This is a genomic window from Paenibacillus sp. FSL R7-0216 (assembly GCF_037969915.1).
GTDB classification, from domain to species: Bacteria; Bacillota; Bacilli; order Paenibacillales; family Paenibacillaceae; genus Fontibacillus; species Fontibacillus rhizolycopersici.
Genome location: NZ_CP150222.1, coordinates 693,186 through 708,038 on the forward strand (window position 1 = coordinate 693,186; position 14,853 = coordinate 708,038).

Annotated in this window: 16 protein-coding genes and 1 riboswitch; of the genes, 14 read left to right on the forward strand and 2 right to left on the reverse strand. The window is 55.8% G+C overall.

What is annotated here, in order from left to right:
* Window positions 1–103: 103 nt before the first annotated feature.
* Window positions 104–216: riboswitch (TPP riboswitch) on the reverse strand.
* A gap of 303 nt (window positions 217–519) precedes the next feature.
* The 4 genes from MKZ15_RS02900 (at window position 520) to MKZ15_RS02915 (ending at window position 2,741) form a co-directional block, all read left to right on the forward strand.
* Window positions 520–720: a cold-shock protein gene (locus MKZ15_RS02900; RefSeq protein WP_009223993.1), complete on the forward strand. Its 201-nt coding sequence runs from the start codon at window positions 520–522 to the stop codon at window positions 718–720.
* 170 nt (window positions 721–890) lie between these two features.
* Complete coding sequence (locus tag MKZ15_RS02905) at window positions 891–1,112, forward strand: cold-shock protein (protein ID WP_193416699.1); 222 nt, start codon at window positions 891–893, stop codon at window positions 1,110–1,112.
* Between the two features lie 195 nt (window positions 1,113–1,307).
* Entirely contained in the window at window positions 1,308–2,261 is a 954-nt protein-coding gene (locus tag MKZ15_RS02910; RefSeq protein ID WP_339819704.1) for an MASE4 domain-containing protein, read from the forward strand.
* Window positions 2,262–2,741: a GGDEF domain-containing protein gene (locus MKZ15_RS02915; RefSeq protein WP_339822266.1), complete on the forward strand. Its 480-nt coding sequence runs from the start codon at window positions 2,262–2,264 to the stop codon at window positions 2,739–2,741.
* A 28-nt stretch (window positions 2,742–2,769) separates the two neighbouring features.
* Here the strand turns inward: MKZ15_RS02915 and MKZ15_RS02920 are convergent, their stop codons facing one another.
* On the reverse strand, window positions 2,770–3,261 hold the full coding sequence (locus tag MKZ15_RS02920; protein WP_155607426.1) for a cytochrome c biogenesis protein CcdC: 492 nt from the start codon (window positions 3,259–3,261) through the stop codon (window positions 2,770–2,772).
* A gap of 133 nt (window positions 3,262–3,394) precedes the next feature.
* Here MKZ15_RS02920 and MKZ15_RS02925 point away from each other — a divergent pair, with 133 nt between their 5' ends.
* The 5 genes from MKZ15_RS02925 to MKZ15_RS02945 all read left to right on the forward strand — a co-directional run bounded on the left by MKZ15_RS02925 (window position 3,395) and on the right by MKZ15_RS02945 (window position 9,265).
* Window positions 3,395–4,915: a beta-propeller fold lactonase family protein gene (locus MKZ15_RS02925; protein ID WP_339819708.1), complete on the forward strand. Its 1,521-nt coding sequence runs from the start codon at window positions 3,395–3,397 to the stop codon at window positions 4,913–4,915.
* Between the two features lie 526 nt (window positions 4,916–5,441).
* On the forward strand, window positions 5,442–6,518 hold the full coding sequence (locus tag MKZ15_RS02930) for a sulfate ABC transporter substrate-binding protein (RefSeq protein WP_339819711.1): 1,077 nt from the start codon (window positions 5,442–5,444) through the stop codon (window positions 6,516–6,518).
* Window positions 6,519–6,554: 36 nt separating this feature from the next.
* Complete coding sequence (cysT, locus tag MKZ15_RS02935; RefSeq protein ID WP_155607423.1) at window positions 6,555–7,385, forward strand: sulfate ABC transporter permease subunit CysT; 831 nt, start codon at window positions 6,555–6,557, stop codon at window positions 7,383–7,385.
* Window positions 7,386–7,412: 27 nt separating this feature from the next.
* Complete coding sequence (cysW, locus tag MKZ15_RS02940) at window positions 7,413–8,273, forward strand: sulfate ABC transporter permease subunit CysW (RefSeq protein ID WP_155607422.1); 861 nt, start codon at window positions 7,413–7,415, stop codon at window positions 8,271–8,273.
* Between the two features lie 767 nt (window positions 8,274–9,040).
* Complete coding sequence (locus MKZ15_RS02945) at window positions 9,041–9,265, forward strand: YezD family protein (protein ID WP_155607421.1); 225 nt, start codon at window positions 9,041–9,043, stop codon at window positions 9,263–9,265.
* Window positions 9,266–9,357: 92 nt separating this feature from the next.
* Here the strand turns inward: MKZ15_RS02945 and MKZ15_RS02950 are convergent, their stop codons facing one another.
* Entirely contained in the window at window positions 9,358–10,296 is a 939-nt protein-coding gene (locus MKZ15_RS02950) for a hypothetical protein (protein WP_339819715.1), read from the reverse strand.
* Between the two features lie 134 nt (window positions 10,297–10,430).
* Between MKZ15_RS02950 and MKZ15_RS02955 the strand changes: the two genes are divergently transcribed.
* From MKZ15_RS02955 to MKZ15_RS02975, 5 genes are all read left to right on the forward strand, one after another.
* Complete coding sequence (locus tag MKZ15_RS02955) at window positions 10,431–10,859, forward strand: GNAT family N-acetyltransferase (protein ID WP_193416693.1); 429 nt, start codon at window positions 10,431–10,433, stop codon at window positions 10,857–10,859.
* Between the two features lie 65 nt (window positions 10,860–10,924).
* Complete coding sequence (locus MKZ15_RS02960; RefSeq protein ID WP_155607503.1) at window positions 10,925–11,758, forward strand: sulfite exporter TauE/SafE family protein; 834 nt, start codon at window positions 10,925–10,927, stop codon at window positions 11,756–11,758.
* Between the two features lies 1 nt (window position 11,759).
* Complete coding sequence (locus tag MKZ15_RS02965) at window positions 11,760–12,137, forward strand: DUF1634 domain-containing protein (RefSeq protein ID WP_339819720.1); 378 nt, start codon at window positions 11,760–11,762, stop codon at window positions 12,135–12,137.
* 343 nt (window positions 12,138–12,480) lie between these two features.
* Entirely contained in the window at window positions 12,481–13,149 is a 669-nt protein-coding gene (locus tag MKZ15_RS02970; protein ID WP_339819723.1) for an NAD(P)H-binding protein, read from the forward strand.
* Between the two features lie 46 nt (window positions 13,150–13,195).
* Entirely contained in the window at window positions 13,196–14,836 is a 1,641-nt protein-coding gene (locus tag MKZ15_RS02975; RefSeq protein WP_339819725.1) for an NAD(P)H-hydrate dehydratase, read from the forward strand.
* The last annotated feature ends 17 nt before the right edge of the window (window positions 14,837–14,853 follow it).

Consider the following 14,853-nt stretch of genomic DNA (forward strand, 5'->3'; position numbering starts at 1 on the left):
ACCCTGGAAACGCGACCTTAAGCGCAATCCAAATTTCGGATACAAAAAAACGTCCCGGATCCGGGACGCGATAGGCAATGGAAATGAAATGAATAACGAGTTCATATCCATATAGTATAGCTCCCTACGCTGGCATTATCCAGATCAGGTTAAAGGGTCAGTATCTTTGAGGGATACACTCTCAGCCGGCCAATTCCAGCACCCCTGAACAGTATGACTGCAGATTACAACTGTCATTATAGTTTTCGCTTGCCGCATTTGTCCAGTCTTTCCGAACAGGTTTGCAAAAATAGGGGATTTGCTTTTTATCTGGCAAAAGGATATAATGAGTTCATCTCGTGTTTTAGAAAGAAGATCATTCACCCATTGAAAAGAGTGTCACTATTTAAAACCTGGAACTTTTTTCAATGTGTGAATTTTTTTTATACAAGTGGTGCATGTTCATAAGGGTCAGCCCTTTTGAGCGACTTCTGTTAAAAAAATGAATCATGTTAATCTTTAAACAGGAGGTATTCCCCTATGGAAACCGGAACAGTAAAATGGTTTAACGCTGAGAAAGGTTTTGGCTTCATCGAAGTGGAAGGCGGAAATGACGTATTCGTTCATTTCAGCGCGATCACTGGCGAAGGCTTCAAAACCCTCGACGAAGGCCAACGCGTACAATTCAACGTGGTTCAAGGCAACCGCGGCCCTCAAGCCGAAAACGTTGTAAAACTGTAAGCTAGCCAGAAACTGCTCTTAATGCGTTCTCGCATTGAGGGCAGTTTTTCTACTCAAAGATCATTCATGAGGTTAACATTCGGAAACCTCGCTTCTGATGGTACATATAGCACTATGACGAACCACATCTATGCACCCGGTTAGAACGCTCACCTTGAAGGAGGGGAATTATGAACTACCGTAAAAAAACGTTAGAAGAAATTCCTGAGGAAAATACACCGGTATGGACCTGCACGAGCGACGATTGCAATGGATGGATGCGTGACAACTTCACGTTTGAACATAGTCCGGCTTGTCCGCTTTGCTCGTCTGAGATGGTCATGGGAACGCGCATGCTTCCCCAACTGAGTAATCCAAGCTCCGATCAAAGATCGTCGGCCAAGAAGGCATAGACGAGGACGCCGCCGGAATCGGTGGACGCTGACAGCAGCCACAGCCGTATTCGCATCAAAGCGAATACGGCTGTTTTTGTTTTTTTTGGGTATGCAAAAATGAAATATCCATAAAAGGATTGCATCTATATTAAAAATTTAATATGTTTGAACTACTACAATGTTTGACATCCAGAAGGGAGAACCCCCGCATCGATGCACGGTAATTATAAGGTTGCTTCTCAAGTCTTCGATATTCCTTCCAGCAGCAAGCAAAGGAAGCTGGCCATTCTCATCGGTGTTCTGATTATCTCCGTGTCGCTCGTGGCTTTGCCATTTGGGATGACAGCGCTTCCCGCCACAGAAACCTTTCTCTCCGCCGCGATCGGCTGGCTGATTTTTGGGGATATGCTAACGGCCTTCATCATCTACAGCCAATATCGGGCCTCCGGTCTTCCGGCGTTGCTCGTGTTGTCCTGCACCTATTTATATAGTGGATTGATGACGTTTTTGCATATATTAACTTTTCCCGATCTCTTTGGCGGATTCGGGGAGATGATAGGGGCCGGGGGGCAAACCGCGGGCTGGCTATGGGTATTTTGGCATAGCGGATTTTCCTTTGGTATCTTGTTATACGCTTGGGTGAATCGAAAGTGGTCCAAGCCATTAAGCTCAAAAGAGATGATTTTCAATTACGGTACAGCCGGTATCACATTGACGTTGTTGAGCGTATTTGCCGTGTTTGAGCTCACCGCTTTAGGCGATCGCTGGCTGCCTGACATCATTCAAGAGAACGATTACCGCAAACTAAACACCTCAGGGATCGGACCCGTCTTGTGGATTTTGAATTTCTTTGCCCTGATGGCGGTATGGAGAAGAATCAAAGGATGGTCGATGTTGCACTTATGGTTGGCGGTGGCGATGCTTGCCTTACTGATGGACGTGACGCTGACGCTGTTTGCCGGCATGCGCTTTACTCTGGGGTGGTATGTAGCCAAAATCAATTCGGTTATCGCTTCGACAGTCGTGATTTGTGCAGTGGTAAATGAAGTGAATCGACTATTTATCCGGTTATCGGAGCAGCATCGCCAGTTGATGGAATCCGGCTTGCAGCTCGAGCATGCGAACGAACAGCTGATTCGGTTAACCAATCTCGACGGGTTGACGTAGATACCTAATCGCCGGCGGTTTGATGAGATACTGGCTTGGGAAATGGTCTCCCCGGAGGAGCGAAACACGGCGCTGTCGCTGCTGATCATAGATATCGATTGTTTTAAAGCCTATAATGATTATTATGGACATCAAGGCGGGGATCACGTCTTGAAAGAGATCGCTTGGACAATATATGGTGTGGCGAAGCAGGAGCAGGGCTTTGCTGCCAGGTATGGGGGAGAGGAATTCGTGGTCGTCCTGTCAGGACTTGAGACGCAGGAAACCTTGGAAGCTGCGGAGCGGCTGCGTCAAGCGATCGCCAGCCTGGCCGTCGAGCATAAACGCTCCAAGGCGGAGCCATACGTTACGATCAGCATCGGGGGATATCGCCTTGCTCCCTTTGATCCGATGGAGGCGGAGGAGTTGATCCGTCGTGCAGACCGCTGCCTCTATCGGGCAAAGGAAGAGGGGCGCAACCGATCGGTTGTGGAAGGTTAAGAGTTTTGCCTCCTGCGCCTGATTAGGGTCAGGAGGCCTCGATATTCTCGGTCATGACCCGGTATTGCTTGAACATAAACAGACGCCAGCGAATGATCATACCATATGCGAGTAGGAAGAACAGCGCTCCTGTTTGCATCACGGAGACATATTGTTCCACGACTTCATGGAGCAGGAGACGAACGACCAGCAACCCGACCAGGATCAGGATAAAGCTGCGAGAGCGCTCCGCATAAATCTCGTCGTCGATTTTCTCGAACTTGGTTGTTCGAATCAGCGGATAGGAGAACAGGAGCCAGCCGAAAGCGAAAGCGATCACGCCCCACAGGAATGGAATGTGCGTTTCCGGGACGACGAACATGATGAGGCCGGTAGTCATCCCAAGCGGCGGAATGACGATCTTCTTCACGGTGACAGGCCGACGGCTCGCTTTCAGACGGATAAACAGAACTGCGACGGCCATGGCCATCGCACCGAAAGTAAAAAAGATTTGCATATAAGAGGGATTCATCAGCTTCATAGAGGTTCCCTTTCTGTAGGTAATTGTGCGCTGTACCCAACAATAATGGCTACTAGGTAATAGAGATTCGCGAGAACATTATATCATACTCACCTGCACTTGTTTCAAATCGGTAAGGGAAAGGGGAAGAAAGATGAACAGCGAATTGACGGTTGCCGTCCATTGCTTGTTGTTTTTGAATTCCAGGGAAGAGCGCATGGCCAACAGCGAACAGATCGCCTGCAGTGTGGCGACACATCCAGCGAGAGTGCGCAAGGTGCTTAGCCTGCTTCGCCGCCACGAGCTCGTGACCACCAAAGAGGGGGCGCACGGCGGATACTTGCTAAAGGCCGAGCTCTCTCAGGTGTCTCTCGGCGATTTGTATCGCATCTTCGCCCAAGGTTCGCTGCGTCCGAGTTGGTGCTCCGGCAGCGAGCATTCCTCCTGTGCCATTTCCTCGAATATCCCTGCCGTCATGAACCAGATTTATGGCGGGGCGGAGCATCAGGTGGAGATGTATTTTGACCGGCTGCCTTTGTCCGAGGTGAAACGGTTGCTGGATGAACCCGATCATAGGAAGGAAGAGGATTTAATGAGTGAAAAAAGCCAAGATGTCTGGCTGTTCTATACGGGTTCCTACGCCGAAAATAAGGATCCGGGAATTTATCTCTGCGAACTGCAGCGAGGCACCGGGGAAATGCGGATTCTTCACAGCATTTCGGGTCTCGTGAATCCATCCTTTTTGACACTCGATGCCAAGGGACTGCGGTTGTATGCGGTAAGTGAACAAGCGGAAGGGCGGGTCGCCGGTTTCGAGGTAGATCCGAAGGACGGGAAGCTGTCGATGAAAGGCGAAAAGGCTACGCTTGGGGCAGATCCTTGCTATCTGGCTTTACAGCCTGGGCCGGAGCGGCACTTACTGGTCGCTAATTATTCCAGCGGTCATGTCAATGCGTTTGCCCTCGATCCGGAGGGTGCGCCGGGGGACATGATCTCCCTCATCCGCCATGAGGGAAGCAGCGTAAACCGGCAACGCCAGGAATCGGCTCATGCGCATAGCGCTGTGCCAAGTCTGGACGGTCGGTTCGCATTCGTCTCCGATTTAGGAACCGATCAAATCGTGATCTACCGTCTGGAGTGCGGGCAACTCGTGAAGCACGGGGTGACGGAGTTGCCGCCGGGAGCGGGGCCGCGGCATTTCGTAATCCATCCATCGGAGCGATTTGCTTACGGCATGAACGAGCTGAACAACACGATGACAGCTTACGCTTTTGATCCGATGGAGGGGCGGCTTGAGGTGATTCAGCACGTCAGCTCGCTGCCGACTGAGTTCCATGGGGAGAATTATCCGGCCGATATTCACTTCTCGCCGGACGGTCGATACGTATACGGCTCCAATCGTGGACATGACAGCATTGTTCGCTTCCACCTGGACCCCAAGACCGGACGTCTGGATGACCCGGCATGGACGAGTGTGGAGGGGAGTTGGCCGCGTAATTTTGCGGTCTTGGAAGATTACGTCCTGGTGGCGAATCAGAACAGCGGCAATATCGCCGCTTTACGCCGGGATCCGAAGAGCGGCCATCTTACGCCGACCGCGCATAGCTTGAAGGTCGACAAGCCGTCCTGCATCGAGCCGCTTCCGGCGAACCTTGCGGCGGGGATGTTGCAGTAACTCCGGAAGAATTTCGAAGCGTCAAGGAACCTGGAAGCCTGAAATGGCATATCTCTACTAGTAGGGAAAACGCCCAGCGGCCGGCAGGTACCAAGTGAGGCAGAAGCTTCAATTTCAAATGAAAGACGAAGGTTCCGACCCAAGAACCCGAAGGCCCGCACTCCGCTGGCTTCCGGGTTCTTTTCTTGTGGAAGGGGGCATATAGCGCTCCAAGCCAGGGCCTGTCCCGGCTATAAGGGGAGCTTATAAATAATTTGATTTTTTTGCATAAAAAGGTTTGACATTTTTAGGCTGCCGCATATAAAATAACACCATAGCATACTAAACAGGTAGGAATAATTAAAAATGTTCTCACCGTACGGACGGAGGAACGCTCTACTTGCCTTGGCAGACACGGGTAGTGGCTCGGTTTGACCGTAGGGGGTGGGGCGTTTCTCCGTTTTCCTTTTTCCAATGGATTCTGATGCGGTAGATGACAGCCCTGCCCTAGTAAAGCGAGAAGAAAGTGAGTATGGGGAGTGATACGATGAACAGAAGGTTGAAGCAAGGGGTTCTAATAGGTTTGACGTTGATATTGGTTGGAGTCCTGGCGGCTTGCTCGGCGAACAATAGCGGGGGCAACGAGGCAGCCAGCGCGGCAGCCGGCAATTCCGGCAGTGGGGTGAAGCCCAAAGCGGTGGAGTTGCTGAACGTATCCTACGACCCGACACGGGAATTATACGAGAACTATAACAAAGCCTTCGCGGCCTATTGGGAGAAGGAAAAAGGACAGAAAGTGACAATCAAGCAGTCGCATGGAGGATCGGGTAAACAAAGCCGGGCGGTCATCGACGGTTTGAAAGCCGACGTGGTCACATTGGCCCTCGGATACGACATTGACGCCATTTCGCAAAGCGGTCTGATCGGTGAAGGCTGGCAGCAAAAATACGAGCACAACAGCTCGCCCTACACCTCGACCATCGTATTTCTAGTTCGCAAAGGCAACCCCAAAGAGATCAAGGATTGGGACGATTTGATCAAAGAGGGAGTCGAGGTCATTACGCCGAACCCGCAAACCTCTGGCGGAGCACGGTGGAATTACCTGGCGGCATGGGGATACGCCCTGCATCATAACAATAACGATGAAACGAAAGCACGGGAGTTCGTGCAGGAACTGTTCAAGCATGTTCCGGTTCTTGACAGTGGAGCACGCGGCGCAACCACGACATTCGTGGAACGCGGGCTGGGTGACGTTCTGCTGGCGTGGGAGAATGAGGCCTGGTTGTCTGTGCAGGAGCTCGGTCCGGACAAATTCGATATCGTCTATCCGTCGGAGAGCATCCTGGCCGAACCGCCAGTCGCGGTGGTAGACAAGAACGTGGATGCCAAGGGCACCCGTGAAGTAGCTGAAGCTTATTTGAAATACCTGTATTCGGAAGAAGGCCAGAGAATAGCCGCGGAGAATTACTACCGCCCGACACTGGATAGCGTGAAGACGCAGTATGCCGACAAATTCCCGGAGATCAAGCTGTTTACGATTGAGGAATTCGGTGGCTGGGCCGAAGCGCAAGCGAAGCATTTCAATGACGGCGGCATCTTCAGTCAGATCTATGTACCACAATAATCCAAACCGACCGTAACGAATCGGAGGCGAAAAAATATGCACAGTGGCACCACAAAGCGCGGCGTTTTGCCCGGCTTCGGGCTGACGATGGGATTCAGCGTGCTGTATCTCAGTTTAATCGTGCTGATCCCGCTTTCCGCCTTGCTGCTGAATTCTACAGGACTAACCTGGGAGAAATTTTGGGATGTCGCGACCGACCCGCGTGTACTGGCTTCCTACAAGGTGAGCTTTGTGACCGCGGCGGTGGCCGGACTTATTGATGCCGTATTGGGGCTGCTGCTAGCCTGGGTGCTGGTCCGGTACGATTTTCCCGGCAAAAACGTGTTTGATGCCATGATCGACCTTCCTTTTGCCTTGCCTACGGCGGTGGCCGGCGTTTCGCTTACCGCGATCTATTCGGCTAACGGCTGGATCGGTTCCTTGTTTGAACCGCTGGGGATCCGCATCGCATTTACGCCGGCAGGTATCACGCTTGCGCTGATGTTTATCGGCATCCCGTTTGTCGTACGCACCGTACAGCCGGTGCTGCAGGATTTGGATGCCGAGGTGGAGGAGGCGGCGGCGACGCTCGGCGCAAGCCGCTTCCGTACCTTCCGCCAAGTGGTGTTGCCGGAGCTCCTGCCGCCGCTCCTAACGGGGTTTGCGCTCGCGTTTGCTCGCGGCATCGGCGAATACGGCTCCGTCGTCTTTATCTCTGGCAACATGCCGATGAAGACGGAGATCGCTCCGCTGCTCATTATGTCGAAGCTGGAGCAATTCGACTATGCCGGAGCGACGGCGGTAGCTTTGATGCTGCTGATGATCTCGTTCGTGCTGCTGCTGCTCATCAATACGCTTCAGCGCCGGATCCGCAAGACCGCGCGGTAAGACACGAACTCGATAGGAGGGAAGATTATGGCCGGTTCTGTGCCATTAGCTGCAAGCAAGCCGACGGCCCCGCGTAGGCAGGTGGGGAAGAGGGGCGGCGCCATGAAGTGGGTATTGATTACGGCGGCCGCACTCGTTCTGCTCTGGCTGATCGTCTTGCCGCTTGCCGTCGTGCTGACGGAGGCGCTTAAGAAAGGCTGGGACGTGTACGTTGCGGCGATCCGCGATCCGGATGCGTTGTCTGCGTTGCGGCTGACGCTGCTCGTCGCTTTGATTACCGTACCGCTGAATACAATCTTTGGGGTGGCCGCCGCGTGGGCCGTCACCAAATTCAAGTTTCGCGGCAAGCAGGTGCTGGTCACGTTGATCGACCTGCCGTTTGCCGTATCTCCGGTCATCGGAGGCCTGATTTATGTGCTCGTATACGGCTCGCACGGCTGGTTTGGACCGTGGCTGGACGAACATCAGATTTCAATCATATTTGCTTTGCCAGGCATTATCCTGGCGACGTTGTTCGTGACTTTTCCGTTCGTTGCCCGTGAGCTCATCCCCTTGATGGAGGATCAGGGGCAGCAGGAGGAAGAGGCCGCGGTCACGTTGGGAGCTCGGGGCTTCCGGATTTTCTGGAAGGTCACGCTCCCGAATATCAAATGGGGTCTATTGTACGGAATTGTGCTTTGCAACGCGCGAGCGATGGGGGAGTTCGGTGCCGTCTCCGTCGTCTCGGGCCATATCCGGGGAGAAACAAACACATTGCCGCTGCATGTGGAGATTTTGTATAACGAATACCAATTTGCCGCATCGTTTGCCGTAGCCTCTCTTTTGCTGCTACTGGCGCTCGTGACTCTGCTGCTCAAAGGCTGGTTCACGCGCCAAAGCCGCCATTAAGGTAGAAACGCAAGCTCCGCCGCCAAGTTGCTTAATGGGGTTAGGTTAAGCGGTTCAGGGTTTTTGGGGACGTAATACGGAGGTTTGCCGAGAGCGTGTTGTAGGTGCCGTGTGCGGTAAACTGTGAACCGTGAACCGAGCAGCCAACTTCTAACGGAACGTAGCGTCGTTATTTGCTCATTTCCCGGCTATTTCCCGCTGTAACGGAACTCAGACGCCTTATTGGGCTCATCTCGCGGAGAATGGACTGTATTTGCCCGAAATAAGGTCTCCTGGTTCCGTTAGAAACTAGATCATTCGCGAAACGGACAAATAACGGCTCTGGGTTCCGTTAGAAGGCGAAAAGTTAGTTGGAGGTAGCGGAGTTCATGCGGTGGAAGCAGCGGTAGTAGGGCGTTGCGTAAGTTAGTAGTTAGTAGAGTAACCGGTTGAGTTGACGTTAGGCGCTGGTTAACGACGTGTGTGCGGGCGGAAGGCTCGGCTGAAATCAAGATTCGCCGTCGGATAGGCTTCTTAATGAGAGAGCTTCGTGATCCAAAGATAACTTTTGATTTACCGCTTCAAATCAAGAATCAAAAGTTAGGTTGGGAGCACCAAGAAGGTTGGATGAAGCTAGAGACAGAGTAGCGGAGCGTAGCTGTAAGCTACGTGAGCAACGGAAGGCTCGGCTGAATTCAAGATTCGCTGTCGGATAGGCTTCTTAATGAGAGAGCTTCGTGATCCAAAGATAACTTTTGATTTACCTGTATAAGGGGAGGGGTAGGGGGATGGCGAAACCATTGAAAGTCGACGAAATCTGGCTGGAACGGATCGCGGAACTGCTGGGCGGCATGGAATTCGGTTCGCTGAACATCGTCGTTCATGAAGGCCAAATCGTGCAAATGGAACGCACGGAGCGCAAACGTTACGAGTTGAATCCAGGCAGCGCCTCCAGGGCTTCCGGTGCTTCCCGTCATACGGCCAAACCTTTGCGCGAATCCGGACAGCGGTAACTCGCATAACGGTTTCCATAAGAACAACCCCGATTCCGGGCGGTCAGGCAGCGAGGCCTGCGCCGCCTACAAGGAATCGGGGTTGTTTGTGTTTATTGCGGCGTTTCGCCTTCTCCCAGTCGGCCTTCCGCCTGCACGGCTCCGGGAAGGGGCGTTTCAACAGCCCCCGGTGACATCGGCAGCGGGTCGTGGCCGACGTATGGACGCGCCTTCCTTGGCTTGCGGCTGTTTAGGCGGAACCCGCCGAGAAACAGAAGCAGTTGGGTGCCCAAAATATAAGGGGCTAACTGACCTCCAGCTATATGGACCGCAGCCAACACGGCGATGAAGGAGGCCAGCAGACGAGCGGGGACGGCGTTGTCATGCCGATTCCGCCCGCCCATGATTGCCATGTAAAGCAGCAGCAACGCAAACCAGCATGAGGCTAATTGCATCCAGCCCGTCGCCACCTCCCATACGTCTTCAGTTACCGTCTCGCTGGAGAGGCTCGTTCCCAGCAAGCGCCATAACCAAAGCAGTGTTAGAAAGAAAGCAGCGGCGAACAACACCGGCAAAAGAGGCCGGACAACGCGCCAGAGCCAACTTCCCCAGCCGGGCCGTTCCATCAGGCGAAGCAACTTGTCCCGCTCGGCGATGAGAGCCTCGCTTTCCCGCTCGATCGTTCTCAGCATCAGAGGAAGGCGGGAAGCATCGCTGTCCTCGACAAAAGCGGCGATTTGGGCCAGAAGATTTTCACTGGTATAAGGCGCGGCTCGGCAAGCGAGCAGCTTGTCTCGTAGGAGGCCTAGGTCCGGGTCCAGGGAAGTTTGCGATGACAGATCCATAGCTGTCATTAAAGACCCGGCAGCCGAAGCATAACGATCCAAAGTGGAGTTGACGTATTCCAGTCGTCTGTGTTCATCCCGGTCGATTTTGCGGCGTGTCGCACCGTAAAGCGCGAGAAACGCTGATAACGCCAGGAAAGCGGCTATTGCCGAATGTTCAGACGTCTGCAGCCAGGTAACCCATTCCGACAGTGACATGGTGATCACCCTTTCCATATTCCTCCTTTCACTATTGCACACGTGCCGTTCGGATTCAAGCTTGGTTCAAGAGATTCGGAAATATGGTATACTTGGAAACTGATGAAAACTTGTGAAAATAAACGGCAGACGGAGGGAACAACATGAATGAACGGACACCCGGTGCTGAGGTTAAAATCATACGGGTGGCCCCTGAAGTTAACGATTATCTGAGGCTTCGGGAGCAAGCCGGAATGAGCCCGCGCAGCGCAGAAGGAGCAGCCACGGGCTTAGCCAACTCCATATTTGCTGTCTCGTTGCATGATGCATCGGGGCTGGCGGGGATGGGAAGAATCGTTGGCGACGGCGGGTGCTTTTTGCAGGTCGTCGATATCATCGTACGTCCGGATCTTCAGGGAAAAGGCCTAGGCAAAAGGATCATGGGAGAAATCATGGGATTTCTGGAAGGGCATGCGCTGCCGCTAACTTACGTCAGTCTGATTGCCGACGTCCCGGCGGATCCATTGTACCGGAGCTTCGGTTTCGAATACACCGCTCCCGGCGGTCTTGGGATGTATTGGAGAAAGCAATGACATGATGAACGCGGTGGTAGGGGCACGCCACCATGAAAGTAAAGGGCAAAGGAGATGCCATCGGATTGACTTCTACAGTAATTGAAATTTTCATGATCGCCATTTTGGCGGGTATCGTCGGCTCGGTTCTCGGATTGGGCGGAGGAATCATCGTAACCCCCGCGTTAACCTTGTTGTTTGGCGTTGACATCAACCATGCGATCGGGGCGAGCATCATCTCCGTCATCGCTACATCAAGCGGCTCGGCGGTGGCGTATATCCGCGATCGGATCACCAATCTGCGGGTCGGCATGTTTCTGGAGATCGCCACGACCGTCGGGGCGATTACCGGTGCGTTTATCGGGGTCTTGATTGCCCCGCGGTTTCTGTATATTATTTTCGCGCTGCTGCTGCTCTACTCCGCGTATGCCATGATCAAAAAGGGCAAGCAGGAAGTTCCGGAGAACGTCCCGCTGCATCCGGTAGCTCAAAAGCTCGGATTGCAGGGCGAGTATTACGATAAGGCGCTGGGCCAAACCGTCGCTTATAACGTGGACCGGGTATACGAGGGCTTCGGGGTAATGTACGGCGCGGGCGTCATTTCCGGACTGCTGGGCATCGGCAGCGGCAGCTTCAAGGTCATGGCGATGGACGTGTTTATGAAAATGCCGCTAAAGGTGTCGTCAGCGACCAGCAACTTTATGATGGGCGTAACGGCAGCGGCAAGCGCAGGCATCTATTTGCTCCGCGGCGATATTATACCGATCATTTCGGCGCCGGTAGCGCTGGGTGTGCTGATAGGAGCAACCGTAGGGTCTCGCCTGATGCAGCGGATGAAGAGCAAGACGATCCGCAAGCTTTTTATCCCGGTCATGGTGTACGTCGCATTTCAAATGATCTACCAAGGATGGAGGGGTTGATATGGCTGGCTCTAACGAATCGTCGCAAAGCCGTACCTTCGAAATCGAAACGGCGATTAGCAAAATGCTACGAATCGGCGTCATGCTTGCCGCAATCGTCATCGTAACCGGACTCGTCCAGTATTTAGTCACCGGCGACAGCGGGTATCCGGGGGATACGTATCCGACCAGCTTCGGCGCCATCGTGTCCGGCTTGGTAGCCTTCAAGGCTGCAGCGGTGATCCAGACCGGCCTCTTGCTGCTGATCTTGACGCCGGTATTCCGCGTTTTCGTTTCCTTGTTCCTGTTTTGGGCGGAGCGGGATTACCGGTATGTGATCATCACCACGGTGGTGTTCGTGATTTTGATCTTAAGCTTCGCGTTAGGCAAAGCAGGATAACGGGCTGCGATTGTACGCGGGGTACGACGTAAAAACGAGCGATCCCCGAATTGTTGCAAATTAGGCAACCTATCCATACAGCCCGAACTAATTTAGGTGAAAATGCTGCAAAAGGTGCCGAAAATGTTGCAACAAGGACAACAAAATAGATCCATCCCAGCACGGACCGATGAAAATGTTGCACAAACTACAACAATGGGTCCTCTGCAGATGACAGTGGGCTTCTCTGGCTGCGCGGCAGCGGGGAGGCCTTGTTCTTTTGGACTTGCTGGGGCAGGATGATTATAATGTAAACAGCAAAACCTGGGATTACCATCCAACGCGAGGAAAGGGCGAGACATAGATGAAGATCGTATTATTTGGCGCGACCGGTTCGATCGGAAAAAGAATTGCGGAAGAAGCGGTGCGGCGCGGACATGAAGTGACGGCGGTGGTCAGAGATCGGACGCGGGCGGCCGAGATGGGGTTGCCGGATCTCGTCCCGGCGGACACCAAAAAGGCCGGGCATTTGTTCCTGGAGGAAGGGGACATCTTGGTCCCTGAATCGATCGCCCGGCTGGTCCAGGGGCAGGACCTCGCGATCAGCGCGTACGGGCCGCGCTTCGGGGAAGAGGACGAGCTGCTGGAAGCGACGCGCTCGCTGATTGAAGGCGTCAAGCGCGGCGGCGTCTGCCGGCTGATCGCCGTTGGCGGGGCCGGCGGCCTTGAGGTCGCGCCGGGGGTGCGCTTGATGGATACGCCGGAGTTCCCGGAGGAAGTACGTCCGCTGGCCCGGGCCCATGAAGAGGCGCTGAGTATTTACCAGGCGTCGGATCTCAAATGGACCGTGCTGAGCCCGCCGGCGTTCATCGAGCCGGGTAACCGCACGGGCATGTTCCGGTTGGGCCTAGACCGATTAGTTACCGACGAGCGCGACAACAGCCGGATTACGACGGAGGATTACGCGGCAGCCTTGCTTGACGAGGCGGAGGACCCGTATTATATCGGCACCCGATTCACGGTGGGGTACTAGGGAAGAGTGATTTGGCGCAAGTAAGTTCAGGGGGAGGGGAGAAACCATGAAATTGGTGACGTCGGAGCAAATGCGCGCCATTGACCACCATGCCATTGTGCAAATCGGAATCCCGGCGGTCGCCTTGATGGAGAACGCCGGACGGGCGATTGCCGAGGAGGTGTTGGCCTTTTGCCGGCTGCGGCGGGAAGGTCGGCTTCCGGAGCGCCCGGCGGAGACGATTCGCGAGCGTCATGCCTTGGTGAGCGGCGGGGAGCGGGTCTCGGAGGAGGAGAAGACGGCGGAGCATTGGCTGATCCTCGTCGGCAAGGGGAATAACGGCGGCGACGGTCTGGTGTGCGCACGCCATCTGGCGGATGCGGGCGTGCAGGTGAGCCTGCTGTACGCCGAGGAGCCGGAGCGACTCGGCGGTGAAGCCGGGCTGCAGCACAACATCGCTGCAGCCCTGGGGTTGCCGGGCGAGGCGTACACACCCGGCGCGGTGGCCGCGGCCCGATCCCGCGGGGTGACCGGGATCGTGGACGCGCTGCTGGGCACCGGGGCGAAGGGCGCGCCCCGGGGAGCCTACGCCTCCCTCATCCGGGAGGCGAACGAGAGCCGGCTGCCGATCGTGGCAGCCGACATCCCCAGCGGGCTGGACGCCGATACCGGCGCGGTCCACGACCCGTGCATCCAGGCCCGGATCACCGTATGCCTCGCCTTCCTGAAGGCGGGGCTGACGCAGTATCCGGGCGCGAAGGCCGCAGGGGACGTGATCGTCCGCTATATCGGCATCCCCCGCGCGCTTCCGCCGGACTTTGCGGCGGAAGCGGGGGTGCTGCTCACCGAGGAGGCACTGCGCGGCGAGCTCGGGGTGGACCCCGGCCGGCGGCGCGAGGCCGACGGCCATAAGGGCACGTACGGGCACGTGCTGCTGGCGGCGGGCAGCCTCACGATGAGCGGCGCCGGCCTGCTGGCCGCCAAAGCCGCGCTCCGCGCCGGCAGCGGCCTCGTCACATGGGCGCTGCCGGAGGCGCTGCTGCCGCATGTGCTCGGGGCCGTGCCCGAGCTGATGCTCGCGCCGGCCGGCGGCGCTCCCGAAGCCGGCGCGTGGAACGCCGCAGCAGCCCCCGAGCTGCTGCGGCTGCTGGCGGCGCGCGACGTGCTCGCCGTTGGCCCGGGGCTGGGCCGCTTCCCGGGCGAAGACGGCTTCCTGCGCGCCGTGTGGGAGGGCGCTCCGCGTCCCCTCGTGGTGGACGCGGACGCCCTGAACATCCTCGCCGCCGCGAACGGCTTAGCGGCGTGGCAGCGCCGGGAGGCGGCGACGATCCTAACGCCGCATCCCGGCGAGATGGCCCGGCTGGCCGGCCTGTCCACGGCCGAGGTGCAGCGGGACCGCATCGGCCTGGCGCGGCGCTTTGCCTTACAGCACGGCGTGACGCTCGTGCTGAAGGGCGCGCGCACCGTCGTAGCGGCCCCGGACGGCCGCGTGTTCGTCAATGTCACCGGGCACCCCGGCATGGCGACCGGGGGCTCGGGGGACGTGTTGACCGGCCTCATCGCCGGGCTGCTGGCGCAAGGCTTGAACGCCGTGCAAGCGGCGGCGTTCGGCGTCTATCTGCACGGCCTGGCCGGCGAGCGCGCGGCCGCGGCCCGTACGGGCAACCCGGCGTCGCTGCTCGCCGGAGACATCATCGAGGCCTTGTAGAGAAAGCCTGACCGAGC